Origin of the sequence: Variovorax boronicumulans NBRC 103145 (genome assembly GCF_001591345.1) — a bacterium.
Classification (GTDB): Bacteria; Pseudomonadota; Gammaproteobacteria; order Burkholderiales; family Burkholderiaceae_C; genus Variovorax; species Variovorax boronicumulans.
The window spans coordinates 108,654-124,212 of the sequence record NZ_BCUS01000002.1 but is presented as its reverse complement, the minus strand read 5'-3'; the positions used below and the strand labels follow the sequence as shown (position 1 = coordinate 124,212).

17 protein-coding genes are annotated in these 15,559 nt (G+C 69.3%); 13 read left to right on the top strand and 4 right to left on the bottom strand.

Features of this window, described 5'->3' with window-relative positions; translation table 11 throughout:
* Window positions 1-9: 9 nt before the first annotated feature.
* The 4 genes from fliD to fliE form a co-directional block, all read right to left on the bottom strand.
* Window positions 10-1,458 (bottom strand): flagellar filament capping protein FliD, encoded by a 1,449-nt coding sequence (fliD, locus tag VBO01S_RS01420; RefSeq protein WP_062469357.1) that lies wholly within the window; start codon window positions 1,456-1,458, stop codon window positions 10-12.
* Between the two features lie 54 nt (window positions 1,459-1,512).
* Complete coding sequence (locus tag VBO01S_RS01415; protein ID WP_062469355.1) at window positions 1,513-1,878, bottom strand: flagellar protein FlaG; 366 nt, start codon at window positions 1,876-1,878, stop codon at window positions 1,513-1,515.
* Between the two features lie 163 nt (window positions 1,879-2,041).
* Window positions 2,042-3,688: a FliC/FljB family flagellin gene (locus VBO01S_RS01410; protein WP_062469352.1), complete on the bottom strand. Its 1,647-nt coding sequence runs from the start codon at window positions 3,686-3,688 to the stop codon at window positions 2,042-2,044.
* A 166-nt stretch (window positions 3,689-3,854) separates the two neighbouring features.
* Window positions 3,855-4,172, bottom strand: a complete 318-nt coding sequence (fliE, locus tag VBO01S_RS01405; protein WP_062469349.1) for a flagellar hook-basal body complex protein FliE — start codon at window positions 4,170-4,172, stop codon at window positions 3,855-3,857.
* Between the two features lie 280 nt (window positions 4,173-4,452).
* Between fliE and fliF the strand changes: the two genes are divergently transcribed.
* The 13 genes from fliF to fliR all read left to right on the top strand — a co-directional run bounded on the left by fliF (window position 4,453) and on the right by fliR (window position 15,504).
* Window positions 4,453-6,150 carry a flagellar basal-body MS-ring/collar protein FliF gene (fliF, locus tag VBO01S_RS01400; RefSeq protein WP_062469346.1) on the top strand — a complete coding sequence of 566 codons (1,698 nt, stop codon included), beginning with the start codon at window positions 4,453-4,455 and terminating at the stop codon, window positions 6,148-6,150.
* Window positions 6,143-7,144 carry a flagellar motor switch protein FliG gene (fliG, locus tag VBO01S_RS01395; protein WP_062469343.1) on the top strand — a complete coding sequence of 334 codons (1,002 nt, stop codon included), beginning with the start codon at window positions 6,143-6,145 and terminating at the stop codon, window positions 7,142-7,144. The genes fliF and fliG overlap by 8 nt, the downstream gene beginning before the upstream one ends.
* Window positions 7,131-7,895, top strand: coding sequence for a flagellar assembly protein FliH (gene fliH, locus VBO01S_RS01390; RefSeq protein WP_062469340.1), 765 nt, complete (start codon window positions 7,131-7,133; stop codon window positions 7,893-7,895). Before fliG ends, fliH begins: the two co-directional genes overlap by 14 nt.
* Before the next feature lie 4 nt (window positions 7,896-7,899).
* A complete protein-coding gene (fliI, locus tag VBO01S_RS01385; protein WP_062469466.1) occupies window positions 7,900-9,327 on the top strand; it encodes a flagellar protein export ATPase FliI in 1,428 nt (475 codons plus the stop codon).
* On the top strand, window positions 9,324-9,782 hold the full coding sequence (gene fliJ / locus VBO01S_RS01380) for a flagellar export protein FliJ (protein ID WP_062469337.1): 459 nt from the start codon (window positions 9,324-9,326) through the stop codon (window positions 9,780-9,782). Before fliI ends, fliJ begins: the two co-directional genes overlap by 4 nt.
* 19 nt (window positions 9,783-9,801) lie before the next feature.
* A complete protein-coding gene (locus tag VBO01S_RS01375) occupies window positions 9,802-11,136 on the top strand; it encodes a flagellar hook-length control protein FliK (RefSeq protein ID WP_082817921.1) in 1,335 nt (444 codons plus the stop codon).
* A gap of 117 nt (window positions 11,137-11,253) precedes the next feature.
* Window positions 11,254-11,769, top strand: coding sequence for a flagellar basal body-associated protein FliL (gene fliL / locus VBO01S_RS01370; protein ID WP_062469331.1), 516 nt, complete (start codon window positions 11,254-11,256; stop codon window positions 11,767-11,769).
* 30 nt (window positions 11,770-11,799) lie between these two features.
* Window positions 11,800-12,801, top strand: coding sequence for a flagellar motor switch protein FliM (gene fliM, locus VBO01S_RS01365; RefSeq protein ID WP_062469328.1), 1,002 nt, complete (start codon window positions 11,800-11,802; stop codon window positions 12,799-12,801).
* Window positions 12,794-13,222 carry a flagellar motor switch protein FliN gene (gene fliN / locus VBO01S_RS01360; RefSeq protein WP_062469325.1) on the top strand — a complete coding sequence of 143 codons (429 nt, stop codon included), beginning with the start codon at window positions 12,794-12,796 and terminating at the stop codon, window positions 13,220-13,222. Before fliM ends, fliN begins: the two co-directional genes overlap by 8 nt.
* Window positions 13,219-13,689 carry a flagellar biosynthetic protein FliO gene (fliO, locus tag VBO01S_RS01355; protein WP_062469322.1) on the top strand — a complete coding sequence of 157 codons (471 nt, stop codon included), beginning with the start codon at window positions 13,219-13,221 and terminating at the stop codon, window positions 13,687-13,689. Before fliN ends, fliO begins: the two co-directional genes overlap by 4 nt.
* Window positions 13,686-14,444 carry a flagellar type III secretion system pore protein FliP gene (gene fliP, locus VBO01S_RS01350; RefSeq protein WP_062469318.1) on the top strand — a complete coding sequence of 253 codons (759 nt, stop codon included), beginning with the start codon at window positions 13,686-13,688 and terminating at the stop codon, window positions 14,442-14,444. The genes fliO and fliP overlap by 4 nt, the downstream gene beginning before the upstream one ends.
* Window positions 14,441-14,710: a flagellar biosynthesis protein FliQ gene (fliQ, locus tag VBO01S_RS01345; RefSeq protein WP_062469313.1), complete on the top strand. Its 270-nt coding sequence runs from the start codon at window positions 14,441-14,443 to the stop codon at window positions 14,708-14,710. The genes fliP and fliQ overlap by 4 nt, the downstream gene beginning before the upstream one ends.
* Entirely contained in the window at window positions 14,707-15,504 is a 798-nt protein-coding gene (gene fliR, locus VBO01S_RS01340; protein WP_062469310.1) for a flagellar biosynthetic protein FliR, read from the top strand. The genes fliQ and fliR overlap by 4 nt, the downstream gene beginning before the upstream one ends.
* Window positions 15,505-15,559 lie beyond the last annotated feature (55 nt).

The window sequence follows — 15,559 nt, the reverse complement described above, 5'->3', positions numbered from 1 at the left end:
GTCCTGTCCTCAGCCCTTGCTGGCGTTCATCGCGTCGAACTGCTGCGCGAGGTATTTCAGCGTGCCGTTCATCTTGTTCATCGCCACGTCCAGCTGCACGAACTGCTTGCGATAGCGCTCCACCGTCGCGTCGGCGCGCTCCTTCATCGCGGTGTACTGCGTGTCGAGCTGCTTGAGCGAGCTCGTCACGCCGTCGGTGGCGACCTTGAGCGCGCCCTTGGTGCCGGTGAGGTCGTCGACCAGCGCCGTCAGCTGCTTGCCGTAGCCGGCGGTGCTGCCGGTGCCGCTGGAGAACAGCTTCGCCACGCCCTCCAGGTTGGTGTCGATGGCCTTGTCGAGCTTGTCGTTGTCGATCGCCAGCGTGCCGTCCTTCTGGAACGAGATGCCGATGGACGTGAGCACCTTCAGGTCGTTCGGGCCGCCCACCTGCGGTGCGACCAGCGCCTGGCGGATGCGCGTCTGCAGGTTGCGCAAGGTCGAGTCGCCCACCAGCGGCGCGGCGGCCTTGGCGTCGGTGTCGAAGGCCGTGAGCGACTTCGCAGTGCTCTGCAGCGCGTTGTAGGCCTTCACGAAATCGGTGATGGCCGTCTTCACCGACGTCGTGTTGGCCTTCATCACCAGGCTGAGCTTGCCGGTCTGCACCAGCGTGAGCGTGGTGCCCTGGATGGCGTCGGTCACCGAGTTGCTCGTGCTGGTGACGGCGATGTTGTTGACGGTGAGCTTGGCGTTCTGCGCCGCGGCGGTCTGCTTCAGGTTCTGCGTGCCGGCGGGGTCGTTGCCCAGCAGGTTCTGCAGCGCGGCGTCGCCGTCCACCGAGATGCGCATGGCCGAGGCCTCGCCGGTCTGCGTGGAGGTGAGCACCAGCCGGTTGGGCGTGCCGCTGCCGTCGTTCACGATGGTGGCCGAGACGCCCGCGTTGGCCGCGTTGATCGCATCGCGGATGCCGCCCAGCGTGTTGTTGGTCGCATCGATGGTGATCGGCTTGGCCGTGCGCGTGGCGTCCTTGTCGAAGGTGGAGCCGGTGTACTGGCCGGTCGCCGGGTCCAGCGTGCCGCCGGAGACCTTGCCGAAGTCGATGGTGATCTTGCCGCTGCCGATCGCGCTGGTGGTACTGGCCTGCCCCTTCGCGATGACCGACTGCGCCTGCGCGAGCTGCGAGATGTCGATGGCATAGGTGCCGACCGACCGCGGGTCGGTGCCGCTCGCCGCCAGGATGCCGCTCACGCTGGGCGTGCCGGTGATGGCCTGGAACAGCGCCGGGTCGCCCAGCTTCTTGGCAGCGGCCTGGATGCCGGTGAGCGCGCTTTGCAGCGTGCCGTAGGCCGAGAGCTTGCTGTTGTAGCTGGTCTGCTTGGCCTTCAGGGCCACCAGCGGCTGGTTCTCCGCGGTCTGCAGCTGGGTGAGCAATGCGCCCAGGTCAAGGTTGGCGCCAACGCCGATGCTGCTGATCGATGCCATGTCGGGGGTGTCCTGAAATGCGAATGAAATGAAGAGGTCCGGAGCGGGTCGTGATCAGGCTTGCTGGCTCACCAGAAGCCCGGCCTGCCGGTCCATGACCTTGGCGATGCGAACGACCTCTTCGGTCGGAATCTGGCGAATGACTTCGCCGTTGCTGCGGTCGACCACCTTGACGATGAGCTTGTCGGTGTCGCGGTTGACCTCGAACTGCAGGCTGATCGAGCGGCTTTCCAGCGAGGCGTTGACGGACTTCACCGCCATCTCGATCTGCACCGGCGTCGCCTCCTCGACTTCGGCCTCGGCCTTGCGCAGTGCGGCGGCCTCGGCGGCGGCCGCGGCGGCGCCGCCGGTGCGGCCGGCGAGCAGTTGCTGCAGCCAGGGGCTTTCCACGGCGGAGGCGGCGGGTACGGGCTGGGACATGGTCTGCGTTCTTCTTCTGGAGTTCGTTGTCCTGTGCGGCCTCGCCATGAACGTGGCCGCACAGGACAACGCAGGCGGCTTCGGGTCGCCCCGAAGGCCTGCGAGCAAAAAACCAAGGCACCAGGCGCCGCCCTCGTGAGGGGCGCCCGGCGGTCTTAGCGAATCAACGCAGCAGCGACAGCACGCCTTGCGTGGTCTGGTTCGCCTGTGCCAGCACCGAGGTACCGGCTTGCTGCAGGATCTGCGCGCGCGTCATGTTCGACACTTCCACGGCGTAGTCCGAGTCTTCGATGCGCGAACGCGACGACGACAGGTTGGTGATGGTGGTGCCGAGGTTGGCGATCACCGAGTCGAAACGGTTCTGCACCGCACCCAGCGAGGAGCGCAGCTTGTCGACCTTCGACAGGGCGGCGTCCAGGGCCTTGAGCGGGTCGACCGTCGAGGTCTTGCCGCTGCGGGCGTTCAGCGTGAAGGCGCCAGCCTTGGCCGAATCGGCGTAGACCGCATTGCCAGCGCCGTCGGTCACTGCGCCGTTGCTGTGCACGCTGTAGGTCGACACGGTGGTGAGCGAGTTGCCGAGCGAGCCGTCGGCGCCCACGTAGGCACCGGTCACCGTGCCGTTGGCAGCGATCGTGACACCTGCCACGCCGCCGAGGGTCGCCGCCGTCACGGCGATGCCAGCACCTGCGGCCAGCTTGTCGTTCAGCGCGGAGGCCGAGATTTCGTCGCCGGTCACGTCGAAGTTGGCTGCAGCGGCAGTGGCCGTGTAGGTCGTGCCGCCCACCTTGATGGTGCCGCCCGTGCCGGTGCCCGACGCCATGCTGGTCGTCAGGCTGGTCAGCGTGGCTGCCGTGCCCGTACCGCCCGCATTGTTCTGCGTCAGGTTGCCGGCCGTGTCCACCCACAGCGCGGAGCCGTCGGTTGCCGTGATGGTGCCTGCGCTGTCGATCTTGACGTCCAGCGAGTTGCCGCCGATGGTGACCGTGGCGGTCTTGCTCGCGCCCGCTGCGGGCTGGAGCGAAGCGATCGTGGCGGCGTTCGTGCGGCCCGTTTCACCGAAGGTGAACTTCGACTTGGCGGCGTCGTAGGTGTAGGTGGAACCTGCGGTGACGACCGAGTCGCCCGCCTTGGCGCCCGCCAGCAGCTGCGAACGCGTGGCCAGCGTGTTGGTGGCCGTGACGTCGTACTTCTGCGTGCCGTTGACCGGTGCGCCGTTGGCGACAGCGCCAGCCAGCGTCAGGTCGTCCTTGGTGGCAGCCTTGTTCAGCGTGCCCGTGCCGTTCACGTTGAAGCTTTCCAGACCCAGGGTCTTGGCGCTGATTTCCTGCAGGTCGATGTCGATGGTTTCGCCATCGTTCGCGCCCACTTGCACCGTCAGCTTGCCGGCGTTGGCCGACAGGACCTTCACGCCGTTGAACTGGGTCTGCTCCGACACGCGGTTGATTTCGTCCAGGCGCTGGCCGATTTCCGACTGGATCGAGTCCAGGTCGGTGGCCGAGTTGGTGCCGGTGGCGGCCTGCACCGACAGGTCGCGGATGCGCTGCAGGTTGTTGTTGACTTCGGTCAGCGCGCCTTCGGTGGTCTGCGCGATCGAGATGCCGTCGTTGGCGTTGCGCGCGGCTTGCGTCAGGCCCTTGATGTTGGCGGTGAAGCGGTTGGCGATGGCCTGGCCGGCGGCGTCGTCCTTGGCGCTGTTGATGCGCATGCCGGAAGACAGGCGCTCGATGGCCGTGTTCAGGGCCGATTGCGACTTGTTGAGGTTGTTCTGCGTGAGAAGAGAAAGGCTGTTCGTATTGATGACTTGCGCCATGTTCGACTCCTGATTGACAAAAGGTTGTGGACTCCGGCCATCGGCCGTAACGCTGGACCCGCTTCCACGGTGAGACTCAAGCCATCGTTGAAGGGGATATCGGCGGGTGTCCGCAAACCTTTAGGGCCGCAACGAAAAAAGTTCTACGTTGCCGCCCTCTGCCTCGTCATGCCTGCATGCTCATGATTTCCTGGTAGGCCGTCACCAGCCGGTTGCGCACCTGCAGCCCGGTCTGGAACGCCACGTTGGCCTTCTGCAGGTCGACCATCACGTCGTTGAGCGCCACGCCGGGCTTGCCCAGCTCGAAGGATTCGGCCTGCGCATAGGCCTGCTGCTGCGCGCCGCTGATGTTGGCGAGCGAGCGCTGCAGCTCGGCCGCGAAGCCGCCCGCGCCGGCCGGTGCAGAGGTCGTGGGCCCCATGCCGCTGGCGAGCGCGGTGGCGCGCATCTGCTGCAGGACGGATTCGATGGCATTGATGGACATGGGGAAAAGTTCACTTCCAGCTGACTTGACACGGAGCGCGCGAGCGCTCCAACCGGCAGGCAGCGTATCAAGGGAAGACCCCCATTCAAACGCGCAACTGAGGGCAAAACCCCCGGCTGTTCGACCGATCGAATTCCCCATCGCCTGCTGACAATCGTTCGCGAAACCACAGGCCGCGCACGACGTCGCCGGCCACCGGCATGACATCCCAACACCGAATTCCCTCTCTCACACCGGCGCCGGCCCCGCGCGGCGCAACGGCCCCGGCGAAGGCGCGCCGATGAGCACGGCCGCGCCCACGGGCGGCCTGGCGGCGGGCGCCAACGGCCTGCCCCCGATGCTGGAGCGCATGCGCGCGCAGCCCCGGCTGCCGCTGATCCTTGGCGCCGCGGCGCTGGCGACGGTGGCGGCCGCCTTCTTCCTGTGGAGCCGCGGCCCCGACTACAAGGTGCTCTACACCAACGTGTCGGACCGCGACGGCGGCGCGATCATCGCGTCGCTGCAGCAGATGAACGTGCCCTACAAGTTCGCCGAGGGCGGCGGCGCGATCCTGATCGCGGGCGACAAGGTGGCCGAGACGCGCCTGAAGCTCGCGGCGCAGGGCCTGCCCAAGGCCGGCGGCGTGGGCTTCGAACTGATGGACAACCAGAAGTTCGGCACCAGCCAGTTCGCCGAGCAGGTCAACTACCAGCGCGGGCTCGAGGGCGAGCTGGCGCGCTCCATCGAATCGATCGGCAGCATCGAAGCGGCGCGCGTGCATCTGGCGCTGCCCAAGCCGTCGCTGTTCGTGCGCGACCAGAAGAAGCCCTCGGCCTCGGTGGTGCTCACGCTGATGCGCGGGCGCAGCATCGACGAAGGCCAGGTGAGTGCGATCGTGCACATGGTGTCTAGCAGCGTGCCCGACCTGGACGCCAAGAGTGTCACGGTGGTCGACCAGCGCGGCAACCTGCTGTCGTCGGCGCGCGGCACCAGCCAGGGCCTCGACGTGAGCCAGCTCAAGTACGCGCAGGAGATCGAGCAGGGCTACGTGCGCCGCATCGAAGCCATTCTTCAGCCGCTGGTGGGCGCGAGCAACGTGCGCGCGCAGGTCGCGGCCGAGATCGACTTCTCGGTGGTGGAACACACCGACGAGAAGTACCGACCCAACCAGGACCCGGCGCAGGCCGCGATCCGCAGCCAGCAGTCCAGCGAATCGGCACAGCACAACGGCGCACCGCCCGGTGGCGTGCCGGGCGCGCTGTCGAACCAGCCGCCGGTGAACCCGACGGCGCCGATCACCGCGCCGAAGCCGCCGAATGCGCCGAACGCACCGGGCGCATCCCCCGCCCCCACCGCTGCACCGGCCGGTCCGAGCAACACGCGCAAGGACGTCACGACCAACTACGAGCTCGACCGCACCATCCGCCACGTGCAGCAGGCCGCCGGCGGCGTGAAGCGCCTGTCGGTCGCCGTGGTGGTGAACCACCGCGACACGGTCGATGCCGCCGGCAAGACCAGCGCCCGCGCGCTCGCGCCGGCCGAGATGGAGCAGATCCGCAACCTCGCCAAGGAAGCGATGGGCTTCAGCCAGGAACGCGGCGACTCGCTCAACGTGGTCAACAGCGCCTTCGCCCGCGATGGCGAGAGCGACGCCGGCCCCGCGACCGACGTGCCGTTCTGGCGCGACCGCGACACCCTCGCGTTCGGCAAGACGCTGGTCCCCTACCTGCTCATCGGCCTGCTCGCGCTGTTCGCCTGGTTCGCCGTGGGGCGTCCGCTGATGCGCCGCCACCTGGCCGCGCCGCCACCCGCGCAGCCCGTGGCCGATGCGAGCACCGTGCCCCCCACCGGCACGGCCCCGGCCGAGCCCGAAGAAACACTGCAGCAGCGCGAGTCCGCACGCCAGAAGGCCGACATGGACTACGCCCAGCAGACCGCCGACAAGGACCCCAAGCTCGTGGCCGCCCTGATTCAGCACTGGATGCACACCGATGACTAGCAGCGAAGCAGGCACCCGCAAGAGCGCCATCCTGCTCATGGCGCTGGGCGAAGACCGCGCCGCCGCCGCGCTGCACCTGCTGCCCACCTCCGAGGTGCAGGCGCTGGGCCTTGCCATGTCCAAACTGAGCGCGGTGTCGCGCGACGAGCTGGCCTCGGTGCTGGCCGAGTTCCGCCAGGAGACCGAGCAGCTGTCGGCGCTGCACCTGGGCTCGACCAGCTACATCCGCGCCGTGCTCAAGAAGGCGCTGGGCGACGACCGCGCGAGCAACCTGCTCGAGGACATCCTGCAGCCCGACGAGCCGCACGGCGGCATCGAGCGCCTGAATGAACTCGAGGCCGGCGAGGTGGCCGAGCTCATCCGCGACGAGCACCCGCAGATCCTTGCGACGCTGCTGGTGCACCTGGACCGCATGAAGGCGTCGGAGGTGCTCGAGAAGCTGCCCGCGCGCCTGCGCCACGACGTGATCATGCGCGTGGCCACCTTCGGCGGCGTGCAGCCGTCGGCGCTGAACGAACTGACCGAGGTGCTGACCGAGATGCTCGCCGGCCAGGGCCTGCGCCGCAGCCGCCTGGGCGGCGTGCGCACCGCGGCCGAGATCGTCAACCTGATGAGCACCACGGTGGAAGAAGAAGCCATTGCCCATGTGCGCGAGCAGGACGAGGCGCTGGCCCAGCGCATCGTCGACGAGATGTTCGTGTTCGAGAACCTGCTGGGCCTGGAAGACCGCAGCATCCAGCGCCTGCTCAAGGACATCGAGAGCGACTCGCTCATCATCGCGCTCAAGGGCGCGCCGCTGGAGCTGCGCGACAAGTTCCTCAGCAACATGTCGCAGCGCGCCGCAGAAACGCTGCGCGAGGACATGGAGCTGCGCGGTCCTGTGCGCGTGTCGCAGGTCGAGACCGAACAGAAGGCCATCCTGCAGGTCGCCCGCCGTCTGGCGGACGCCGGCGAGATCGTGATCGCGGCGCCTGGCACCGATGACTTCGTCTGACCCCGGCGCCTTCGGAGGATCGCGCGAGCGCCTCGCCGCCATCCACGCGGCCGCGCGCCAGGCCGGCGCCGGCACGCCCGCGCTGTCGGCGTGGGAGCGCTGGGAGATGGGCACGCTCGATGGCAAGGCGTCGTCGGGCACGGCTCTCTCGCGTCAAACCGTTCAGCGCCCTTCCCCTCCACCTGCGCCCACCGCACCCAAGGTCGACCTCGCCGAACTGGCCCGCATCCGCAAGGAAGCGCGCGCCGCGGGCGAAGCCGAGGGCCGCGCCGCCGGGCTGGCCGAAGGCCGCCAGGTCGGCCACACCGAAGGCCTGGCCACCGGCCTCGCCGCCGCCAGCGTGCATGCCGAACGCCTGCGCGCGCTGGCCCGCTCGCTGCCCGAAGCACTGCGCGGCGCCGAAGCCGAACTGGCCGAGACCGTGCTCGCGCTCGCGCTCGACGTGGCGCGCCAGGTGGTGCACCGCACCTACCAGGCCGAGCCCGAATGGGTGCTGCCGCTGGTGCGCGACCTGCTGCACGCCGAACCCGCGCTGCGCGGCGAACCGCGCCTGCTGCTGCACCCCGACGACCTGGCACTGATGAAGAACAGCCTGGGCAACGAGATCGAGGCAGCCGGCTGGCAGTTGCGTGCCGACGACAGCCTGGCGCGCGGCGGCTGCCGCGTGCAGTCGGCCACGGGCGAGCTGGACGCCAGCCTGGCCACGCGCTGGGAGCGTGTGGGTGCGGCGCTGCGTGGCGACGCTTCCTGAGCCGATGCAGACCGCGCCCACCAACCCTCATCTGAACAGCGTGCGCGCCGTGCTGGAACAGGCGCGCGCCGACGTCGCCCGCAGCACGACCACCACCGCCTCGGGCCGCCTCACGCGCGCCGTCGGCCTCGTGCTCGAAGCCGTGGGCCTGCAGCTGCCCGTGGGCAGCGACTGCCTCATCGAACTGCCGCCCGGCCATCCGCAGCGCCATGCCGAGGCCGAAGTGGTGGGCTTCGCGGGCGACCGCCTCTTCCTCATGTCGCAGACCGAAGTCGCAGGCCTGCTGCCCGGCGCGCGCGTGTTCGCGCGGCCCGGCCTGCGCGAGCCCGGTGCGACCGGCGATGCCCACACCAAGCGCCTGCCCGTGGGCGAAGGCATGCTCGGCCGCGTGGTCGATGCGGCCGGCCGACCGCTCGACGGGCTCGGCCCGCTCGACGTGGCGCGCCAGGTGCCGCTGGCGGCGCCGCCGATCAACCCGCTGTCGCGCGCGGCCATCGACTCGGTGCTCGACGTGGGCGTGCGCGCCATCAACGCCATGCTCACCGTCGGCCGCGGCCAGCGCATGGGCCTGTTTGCCGGCTCGGGCGTGGGCAAGAGCGTGCTGCTGGGCATGATGGCGCGCTACACCAGCGCCGAGGTGATCGTGGTCGGCCTCATCGGCGAACGCGGTCGCGAGGTGAAGGACTTCATCGAGAACACGCTGGGCGAGGAAGGCCTGGCGCGCGCCGTGGTCGTGGCCGCGCCGGCCGACAACTCGCCGCTGCTGCGCCTGCAGGGCGCGGCCTACGCCACCTGCCTGGCCGAGTACTTTCGCGACCAGGGCAAGGACGTGCTGCTCATCATGGATTCGCTCACGCGCTATGCGATGGCGCAGCGCGAGATCGCACTGGCCGTGGGCGAGCCGCCCGCCACCAAGGGCTATCCGCCCTCGGTGTTCGCGCGGCTGCCCGCATTGGTCGAACGCGCCGGCAACGGCGCGCGCGACGCGCAGGGGCGCGGCGGCTCGATCACGGCCTTCTACACCGTGCTGTCGGAAGGCGACGACCAGCAGGACCCGATCGCCGATTCGGCGCGCGCGATCCTGGACGGCCACGTCGTGCTCTCGCGCACGCTGGCCGAGGCCGGGCACTACCCGGCCATCGACATCGAGGCCTCGATCAGCCGCGCAATGACGTCGCTGATTGCGCCCGCGCAGTTCGACACCGTGCGCCGCTTCAAGCAGATGCTGTCGCGCTACCAGCGCAACCGCGACCTGATCAGCGTCGGCGCCTACGCGCCGGGGCACGACCTGCAGCTGGACCAGGCGATCGCGATGTACCCGCGCATCGAAGCCTTCCTGCAGCAGTCGATGCACGAGCGCACCGGCTACGAGGAGGCCATCGCCCACATGGACAGCCTGTTCACGAACACACCTTCCCCAGGACGCCCATGAGCAGCAGCAAGCTCCCCCTCGGCATGCTCATCGACCTGGCGCAGAGCCAGACCGACGACGCCGCGCGCCGCCTGGGCGCGCTGCAAAGCGCGCACCTGAGCGCGCAGCAGAAGCTCGAGCTGCTGCTGCAGTACCGCCAGGACTACCACGCGCAACTCGACACGCTGATGCGCGGCGGCCTGCCGTCGTCGCAGTGGCGCAACTACCGCAACTTCCTCGGCACGCTCGACCACGCGATCGCGCAGCAGCGCGCCATCGCCGAACGGGCCGGGCACCAGCTCGACCGGGGCCGCACCGACTGGCAACGCGAGAAGCGCCGCCTCAGCTCCTTCGACACGCTGGCCGATCGCGTGCGCGCGCAGGAGCTGATGGCGCAGGCCAAGCGCGAACAGCGCGACAGCGACGAACGCGCCGCCCGCCAGTTCTTCGACCGCGCCTCGCACCCCACCCACTGAATCTCCTCCAGGAACCGACATGCCTCCCATGATCCCGCCGTCCGTCACGCCTGCCGCCACCTCGCCGGTCGCGCAGGGCGGCGCACGTGGCCGCAGCAACGCCGACGAGGCGCAAGGCCGCGCGTTCGGTGCCGCGCTTGAGCGTTCGCGCGCGAGCCAGGCCGAGAAGGCGTCGGATGCCGACACCGTGGTCGCGGATGCCAAGCCGCTGCGCAAGACGGACCTTGCGGAAGAGGTGCGGGATGCGCAGCCTGCGGAGCCGGATTTCGCTTTTCTCGCAGCCGCCGTCACGCCGCAACAGGCGTTGTTGCTTGCGGGAGGTGCGGCCACGCAGGGCAGCGGTGCGCCAGAAACTTCACTGGCGCCGGTCACGCCTGACGCGCAAGCCGGCCTGCCGGCGGGCACGGTGCGTTTGAGCAGCGACGCCGCCGCCACGCCCGCGCCCGCCATCGCCACCGAAGACGCTTCTGCCCCCACCGCCACAGCCGCCGCACAAAGCGCGACGCCTGAAACCGACAACGCCGCGCCGCCTTCGCTGTACGAGATCGTGCGCGCCGCCGTCGCTGCGCAGCCGATGGCTGTCGACGAAAAGAAGCCGGCTGCTGCACCTGCAGGCCCGCCCGTCGGCACCGCCGCACCGGGCCGCGCGGGCGCACCGCGCACCGTGAGCGCCACCACCACCGAACAACTCGCAGCCGCTGCGCAAGCCCAGCCCGCTGGCGATGCGAAGCCTGCGACGACAGAAGCAATGCCCGTCGCCGCGGTGTCGGCCAGCACCTCGGGCGACGACGCGACGACTCCGTCCAGCACCCCGTTCGCGCTTCAACAGCCCGCGACCGTCTCCACTGAGCGCATGACCGAAAGCCCCGTCGCACGCCCCGCCGTGCACACGCTCGCGCCCGAAGTCGGCAGCGAGAAATGGGCGCCCGCACTCGGCCAGCAACTCGCGCGCATGAGCCTCAGCGGCACGCACACGGCCGAGCTCAACCTCAACCCCGCCGGCCTCGGCCCGCTGAAGGTCACGCTGTCGGTCGGCGAGCACCAGGCGCAGGCCGCGTTCGTGTCGGCCCACGAGAGCGTGCGCAAGGCCGTCGAAGCCGCGCTACCGCAGCTGCGCACCAGCCTGTCGGAGCAGGGCATCACGCTGGGCCAGACCTCGGTGGGCGCGGACCCGCGCGCGCCGTTCGGGCAAGACGCGGCGTTCGCGCAGCAGCAACAGCAACAACACCAGCGACAGGGCGCGTGGCGACCGCAGGGCACTTCCGCTGCCGCCGACATCGCCCACACGGCCACGGCGGCGCCCCGCCCCGTTGCCACCCCACGCACGGGCCCGGGCGTCGACACCTTCGCCTGAAACCGCCCCGCCCGCCTCCCCCAATGAACGGATGTGAAGCGCCTTTGTGCGCTTGTTCGGCCGTTCGCCGGCGGGCGACTTCGCAAAGAATAGATCGGACCCGTCCACCGTTTCACCATGGCTACCTCTTCTCCCGCCGCCACCGCGGCTGCGTCGGTCGCGACCGACCCGCCGGCCTCGCGCCGCACCTCGAAACTGCTGATCGGGCTCGTGGCCGTCCTCGGCCTGGCCGCGGCCGGTGCGGCGGCGTACGTCTTCGTGCTGCCCCGCTTCACCGAGCACGCCGCCGCCGAGACGGCCAAGGCCCCGGTGCCCGAGAAGCCCATCTTCCTCATGCTGGAGCCGCTGACCGTCAACCTGCAGTCCGAAGGCCGCTCGCGCTTCCTGCAGATCGGCATGGCGCTGAAGGTGCGCGACGAGCAGGCCAAGGCGCAGATCGTCGAGTTCATGCCCGAGCTGCGCAGCCGCCTGCTGGTGCTGCTGTCGAACCGCCCGCCCGAATCGCTGGTCACCTCGGAAGACAAGGCCCGGCTGGCCACGGAGATTCACAGCGCGCTGAATGCGCCGCTGGCCGAGGGCCTGCCCGAGCTGGGCATCGCGAGCGTGTCCTTCAACTCCTTCGTCGTGCAGTGACGACGATGCCCGTTTGCGGACCCGCGATCCATGGCGTATGAACAGGTGCTCTCCCAGGACGAGGTCGATGCGCTGCTGCAGGGCGTCACCGGCGGCGACCTCGACCAGGCCGCCGCGCCCGCGCCGCCGCCCGACGGCCTGCCGGCCTACGACCTCGGTGCGCCCGACCGCGTGGTGCGCAACCGCATGCACACGCTGGAGGTCATCAACGACCGCTTTGCGCGCGGCCTGCGCAGCGCGCTGCTGAACTTCATGCGCCGCAGCCCCGACATCTCGGTGGGGCCGGTGCAGATCCAGCAGTTCGGCGAGTTCGTGCGGCACCTGCCGGTGCCCGCGAACATCAACATGGTCCACATGAAGCCGCTGCGCGGCACCGCCCTCTTCGTGTTCGACCCGAAGCTGGTGTTCCTCGTGGTGGACAACCTGTTCGGCAGCGACGGGCGCTACCACGTGCGCGTGGAAGGGCGCGACTTCACGCGCACCGAGCAGCGCATCATCAAGCGCCTGCTCGACCTGTCGCTGCAGTGCTATGGCGACGCGTGGCAGCCGGTGTTTCCGCTGGCCTTCGACTACGTGCGCGCCGAGATGCACGGCAAGCTCGCCAACATCGTGGCGCCCAACGAGGTGGTGATCAACACCACGCTGCAGATCGAGTTCGGCCCCATCGGCGGCTTTTTGCATGTGTGCCTGCCCTACTCGATGATCGAGCCGATCCGCGACCTGCTCTCGAACCCGATCCAGGACGAGGTCGAGGTCGACAAGCGCTGGGTCACGCAGATGTCGCGCCAGATGCAGGCCGCCGACGTCGAGCTCACCGCCGACTTCGTGACCATGCCCTCGACGCTGGGCGAAGTGATGAAGCTGCGCGTGGGCGACGTGATTCCCATCGAGCTGCCGGCGACGGTGGTCGCCAAGGTCGGCGGCGTGCCCGTGATGGCCTGCGGCTACGGCACCTCCAACGAGCGCTACGCCCTGCGCGTGCAACACATGATCTCCCACCAAGACAGCGATTCGAAGAACGACCATGACTGACAACACCTCTGCCGCCAGCGACGCGGACGACTGGGCCAGCGCACTGGCCGAGCAGACCGCGGCCAGCGCGCCCGCGCCCGACCCGGCCGTGGCTCCCGCAACGGCGCAGGTCTTCCAGCAGATCCAGGATGCACCGGCTGCATCGTCCGCGACGCCCGTGGACATCGCGCGCGTGCTCGACGTGCCCGTGCAGCTCACCGCCGAGATCGGCCGCACGCGCATCACCATCAAGAACCTGCTGCAGCTGTCGCAGGGCTCCGTGGTGGAGCTCGACGGCCTGGCCGGACAACCGCTGGACGTGCTGATCAACGGCTACCTCATTGCGCAGGGCGAGGTGGTGGTGGTGAACGAGAAGTACGGCATCCGCCTGACCGACATCGTCACGCCCTCCGAGCGCATGCAGAAGCTCGCGCGCGCATGAACCTGGCGCGGGTGTCTTCGTTGCTTGCGCTGGGCCTGCATGCAGCGCATGCAGTCCACGCCGCCTTGCCCACCGTGCCCACGCCGGTGCGCGAAGCCGCGCCGCCCGTTGCGGTCGGCGGCGCGGGCCTGCTGCAGGCGGGCTTCGGCATGGCGGCGGTCGTCGGCCTGATCTTCCTGTGCGCGTGGCTGTCACGGCGCTTCGGCCTGCAGCGGCTGGGCGGCGGCCAGGTGGTGAAGGTGGTGTCCACCGCCATGGTCGGCCCGCGCGAGCGCGTGGTCGTGGTGGACGTGGCCGGCCAGTGGCTGGTGCTGGGCGTCACCAGCAGCCAGGTCCGCACGCTGCACACGCTGGCGGCGCAGGCAACGCCTTCCGTTGCAACGCCTATGCCTGCGCAAAATCCGATGGGCCTGTTCGCCCAGAAGCTCCGCGATTCCCTCGCCGGCAAAGCGCGCACCGCACCATGACGCGCCCCGCCCTGCACCGCGGCCTGCGCACCGCCTTGCTGCTGCTCGCCGCCACGCTGCCCGCCGCCGCGTGGACCCAGGGCCTGCCCGGCCTCACGAGCACGCCGGGCCCCGGCGGCAGCCAGACCTGGTCGCTGAGCGTGCAGACGCTGGTGCTGCTGACCTCGCTCACCTTCCTGCCCGCGCTGCTGCTGTCGATGACCAGCTTCACGCGCATCCTCATCGTGCTGGGCCTGCTGCGCACCGCCATCGGCACGCAGACCTCGCCGCCCAACCAGATCCTGGTGGGGCTGTCGCTGTTCCTCACCTTCTTCGTGATGTCGCCGGTGTTCGACAAGGCCTACACCGAGGCCTACGTGCCCTTCTCGGAAAGCAAGCTCAGCGCCGAGAAGGCGCTGGAGCGCGGCATCGCGCCCTTCAAGACCTTCATGCTCAAGCAGACGCGCGAGACCGACCTGGCGCTGTTCGCGCGGCTCGCCAAGGCGCCCGAGATGCAGGGGCCCGAAGACGTGCCGCTGCGCATCCTGCTGCCGGCCTTCGTCATCAGCGAGCTGAAGACGGCGTTCCAGATCGGCTTCACCATCTTCATTCCCTTTCTCATCATCGACCTCGTGGTGGCGAGCGTGCTGATGTCGATGGGCATGATGATGGTGCCGCCCGCGTCCATCGCGCTGCCTTTCAAGCTCATGCTGTTCGTGCTCGCCGACGGCTGGCAGCTGCTGATCGGTGCGCTCTCGCAGAGCTTTTATTTATGACGCCCGAATCCGTCATGACCATGGGCCACCGGGCCATGGAAATCTCGCTGCTGCTGGGCGCCCCGCTGCTGCTGGTGGCGCTGGTGATCGGCCTGGTGGTCAGCATCTTCCAGGCGGCCACGCAGATCAACGAGGCCACGCTGTCCTTCATTCCCAAGCTGCTCGCGGTGTTCGCGACGCTGGTCATCGCCGGGCCGTGGATGCTCGACCGCATGCTCGACTACATGCGCGCCCTGTTCGCCAGCATCCCGCAGATGCTGGCGTGACGCCCTCGGTCTTTTCCGTCACCTCGGGCCAGCTCGAGGCCTGGCTGGTGGCCTTCCTCTGGCCCTTCGTGCGCATGCTGGCCATGATTTCCACGGCGCCGGTGTTCGGCGAGCCCTGGGCGACGCGGCAGGTGAAGGTGGGCATCGCCGCCGTGCTGACGCTGGTGATCTCGCCCACGCTCGGGCCGCTGCCGGCGGTGCCCGTGGTGTCGGCGGGCGGCCTCTGGATCATCGTGCAGCAGGTGCTGATCGGCGCCGCCATGGGCTTCTCGATGCGACTCGTGTTCACCGCAGTGCTGGCCGCGGGCGAGTACATCGGCCTGCAGATGGGTCTGTCCTTCGCGTCTTTCTTCGACCCCATGAGCCACGGCAGCACGATGGTGGTGTCGCGGTTGCTGAACATGCTGGCGATGCTGATCTTCATGGCGCTGGACGGCCACCTGCTCATGCTGGAGGCGCTGGCCGCGAGCTTTCACACGCTGCCCATCGCCGATGCACCGCTGGCGGCCGGCGGCTGGATGTTCCTCGTGCTCGCGGGCGGCGACATCTTCGCGAGCGGCCTGCTGCTGGCACTGCCGCTGATCACCGCACTGCTCACGCTCAACCTCGCCATGGGCATCCTGAACCGCGCGTCGCCGCAGTTCAGCATCTTCGCGGTGGGCTTTCCGCTGACGCTGCTGGCGGGGCTGGTGATGCTGCAGCTGCTGATGCCGCACCTGGCGGCGTTCCTGGAGCCGCGGTTTGCGGAGTCGCTCTCGAACATGCTGCGGTTCACGCAGGGGTTGCGGCGCTGACGGGTGAAGGGCTGCTTGCGGCCAGTCCGCTGGTTTGAAGGACAGCAGGGTCACG

Bases quoted from the DNA above. Each gene is read 5' to 3' on its own strand.
- fliD (WP_062469357.1), bottom strand. From the start codon at position 1,458: ATGGCATCGATCAGCAGCATCGGCGTTGGCGCCAACCTTGACCTGGGC.
- VBO01S_RS01415 (WP_062469355.1), bottom strand. From the start codon at position 1,878: ATGTCCCAGCCCGTACCCGCCGCCTCCGCCGTGGAAAGCCCCTGGCTG.
- VBO01S_RS01410 (WP_062469352.1), bottom strand. From the start codon at position 3,688: ATGGCGCAAGTCATCAATACGAACAGCCTTTCTCTTCTCACGCAGAAC.
- fliE (WP_062469349.1), bottom strand. From the start codon at position 4,172: ATGTCCATCAATGCCATCGAATCCGTCCTGCAGCAGATGCGCGCCACC.
- fliF (WP_062469346.1), top strand. From the start codon at position 4,453: ATGAGCACGGCCGCGCCCACGGGCGGCCTGGCGGCGGGCGCCAACGGC.
- fliG (WP_062469343.1), top strand. From the start codon at position 6,143: ATGACTAGCAGCGAAGCAGGCACCCGCAAGAGCGCCATCCTGCTCATG.
- fliH (WP_062469340.1), top strand. From the start codon at position 7,131: ATGACTTCGTCTGACCCCGGCGCCTTCGGAGGATCGCGCGAGCGCCTC.
- fliI (WP_062469466.1), top strand. From the start codon at position 7,900: ATGCAGACCGCGCCCACCAACCCTCATCTGAACAGCGTGCGCGCCGTG.
- fliJ (WP_062469337.1), top strand. From the start codon at position 9,324: ATGAGCAGCAGCAAGCTCCCCCTCGGCATGCTCATCGACCTGGCGCAG.
- VBO01S_RS01375 (WP_082817921.1), top strand. From the start codon at position 9,802: ATGCCTCCCATGATCCCGCCGTCCGTCACGCCTGCCGCCACCTCGCCG.
- fliL (WP_062469331.1), top strand. From the start codon at position 11,254: ATGGCTACCTCTTCTCCCGCCGCCACCGCGGCTGCGTCGGTCGCGACC.
- fliM (WP_062469328.1), top strand. From the start codon at position 11,800: ATGGCGTATGAACAGGTGCTCTCCCAGGACGAGGTCGATGCGCTGCTG.
- fliN (WP_062469325.1), top strand. From the start codon at position 12,794: ATGACTGACAACACCTCTGCCGCCAGCGACGCGGACGACTGGGCCAGC.
- fliO (WP_062469322.1), top strand. From the start codon at position 13,219: ATGAACCTGGCGCGGGTGTCTTCGTTGCTTGCGCTGGGCCTGCATGCA.
- fliP (WP_062469318.1), top strand. From the start codon at position 13,686: ATGACGCGCCCCGCCCTGCACCGCGGCCTGCGCACCGCCTTGCTGCTG.
- fliQ (WP_062469313.1), top strand. From the start codon at position 14,441: ATGACGCCCGAATCCGTCATGACCATGGGCCACCGGGCCATGGAAATC.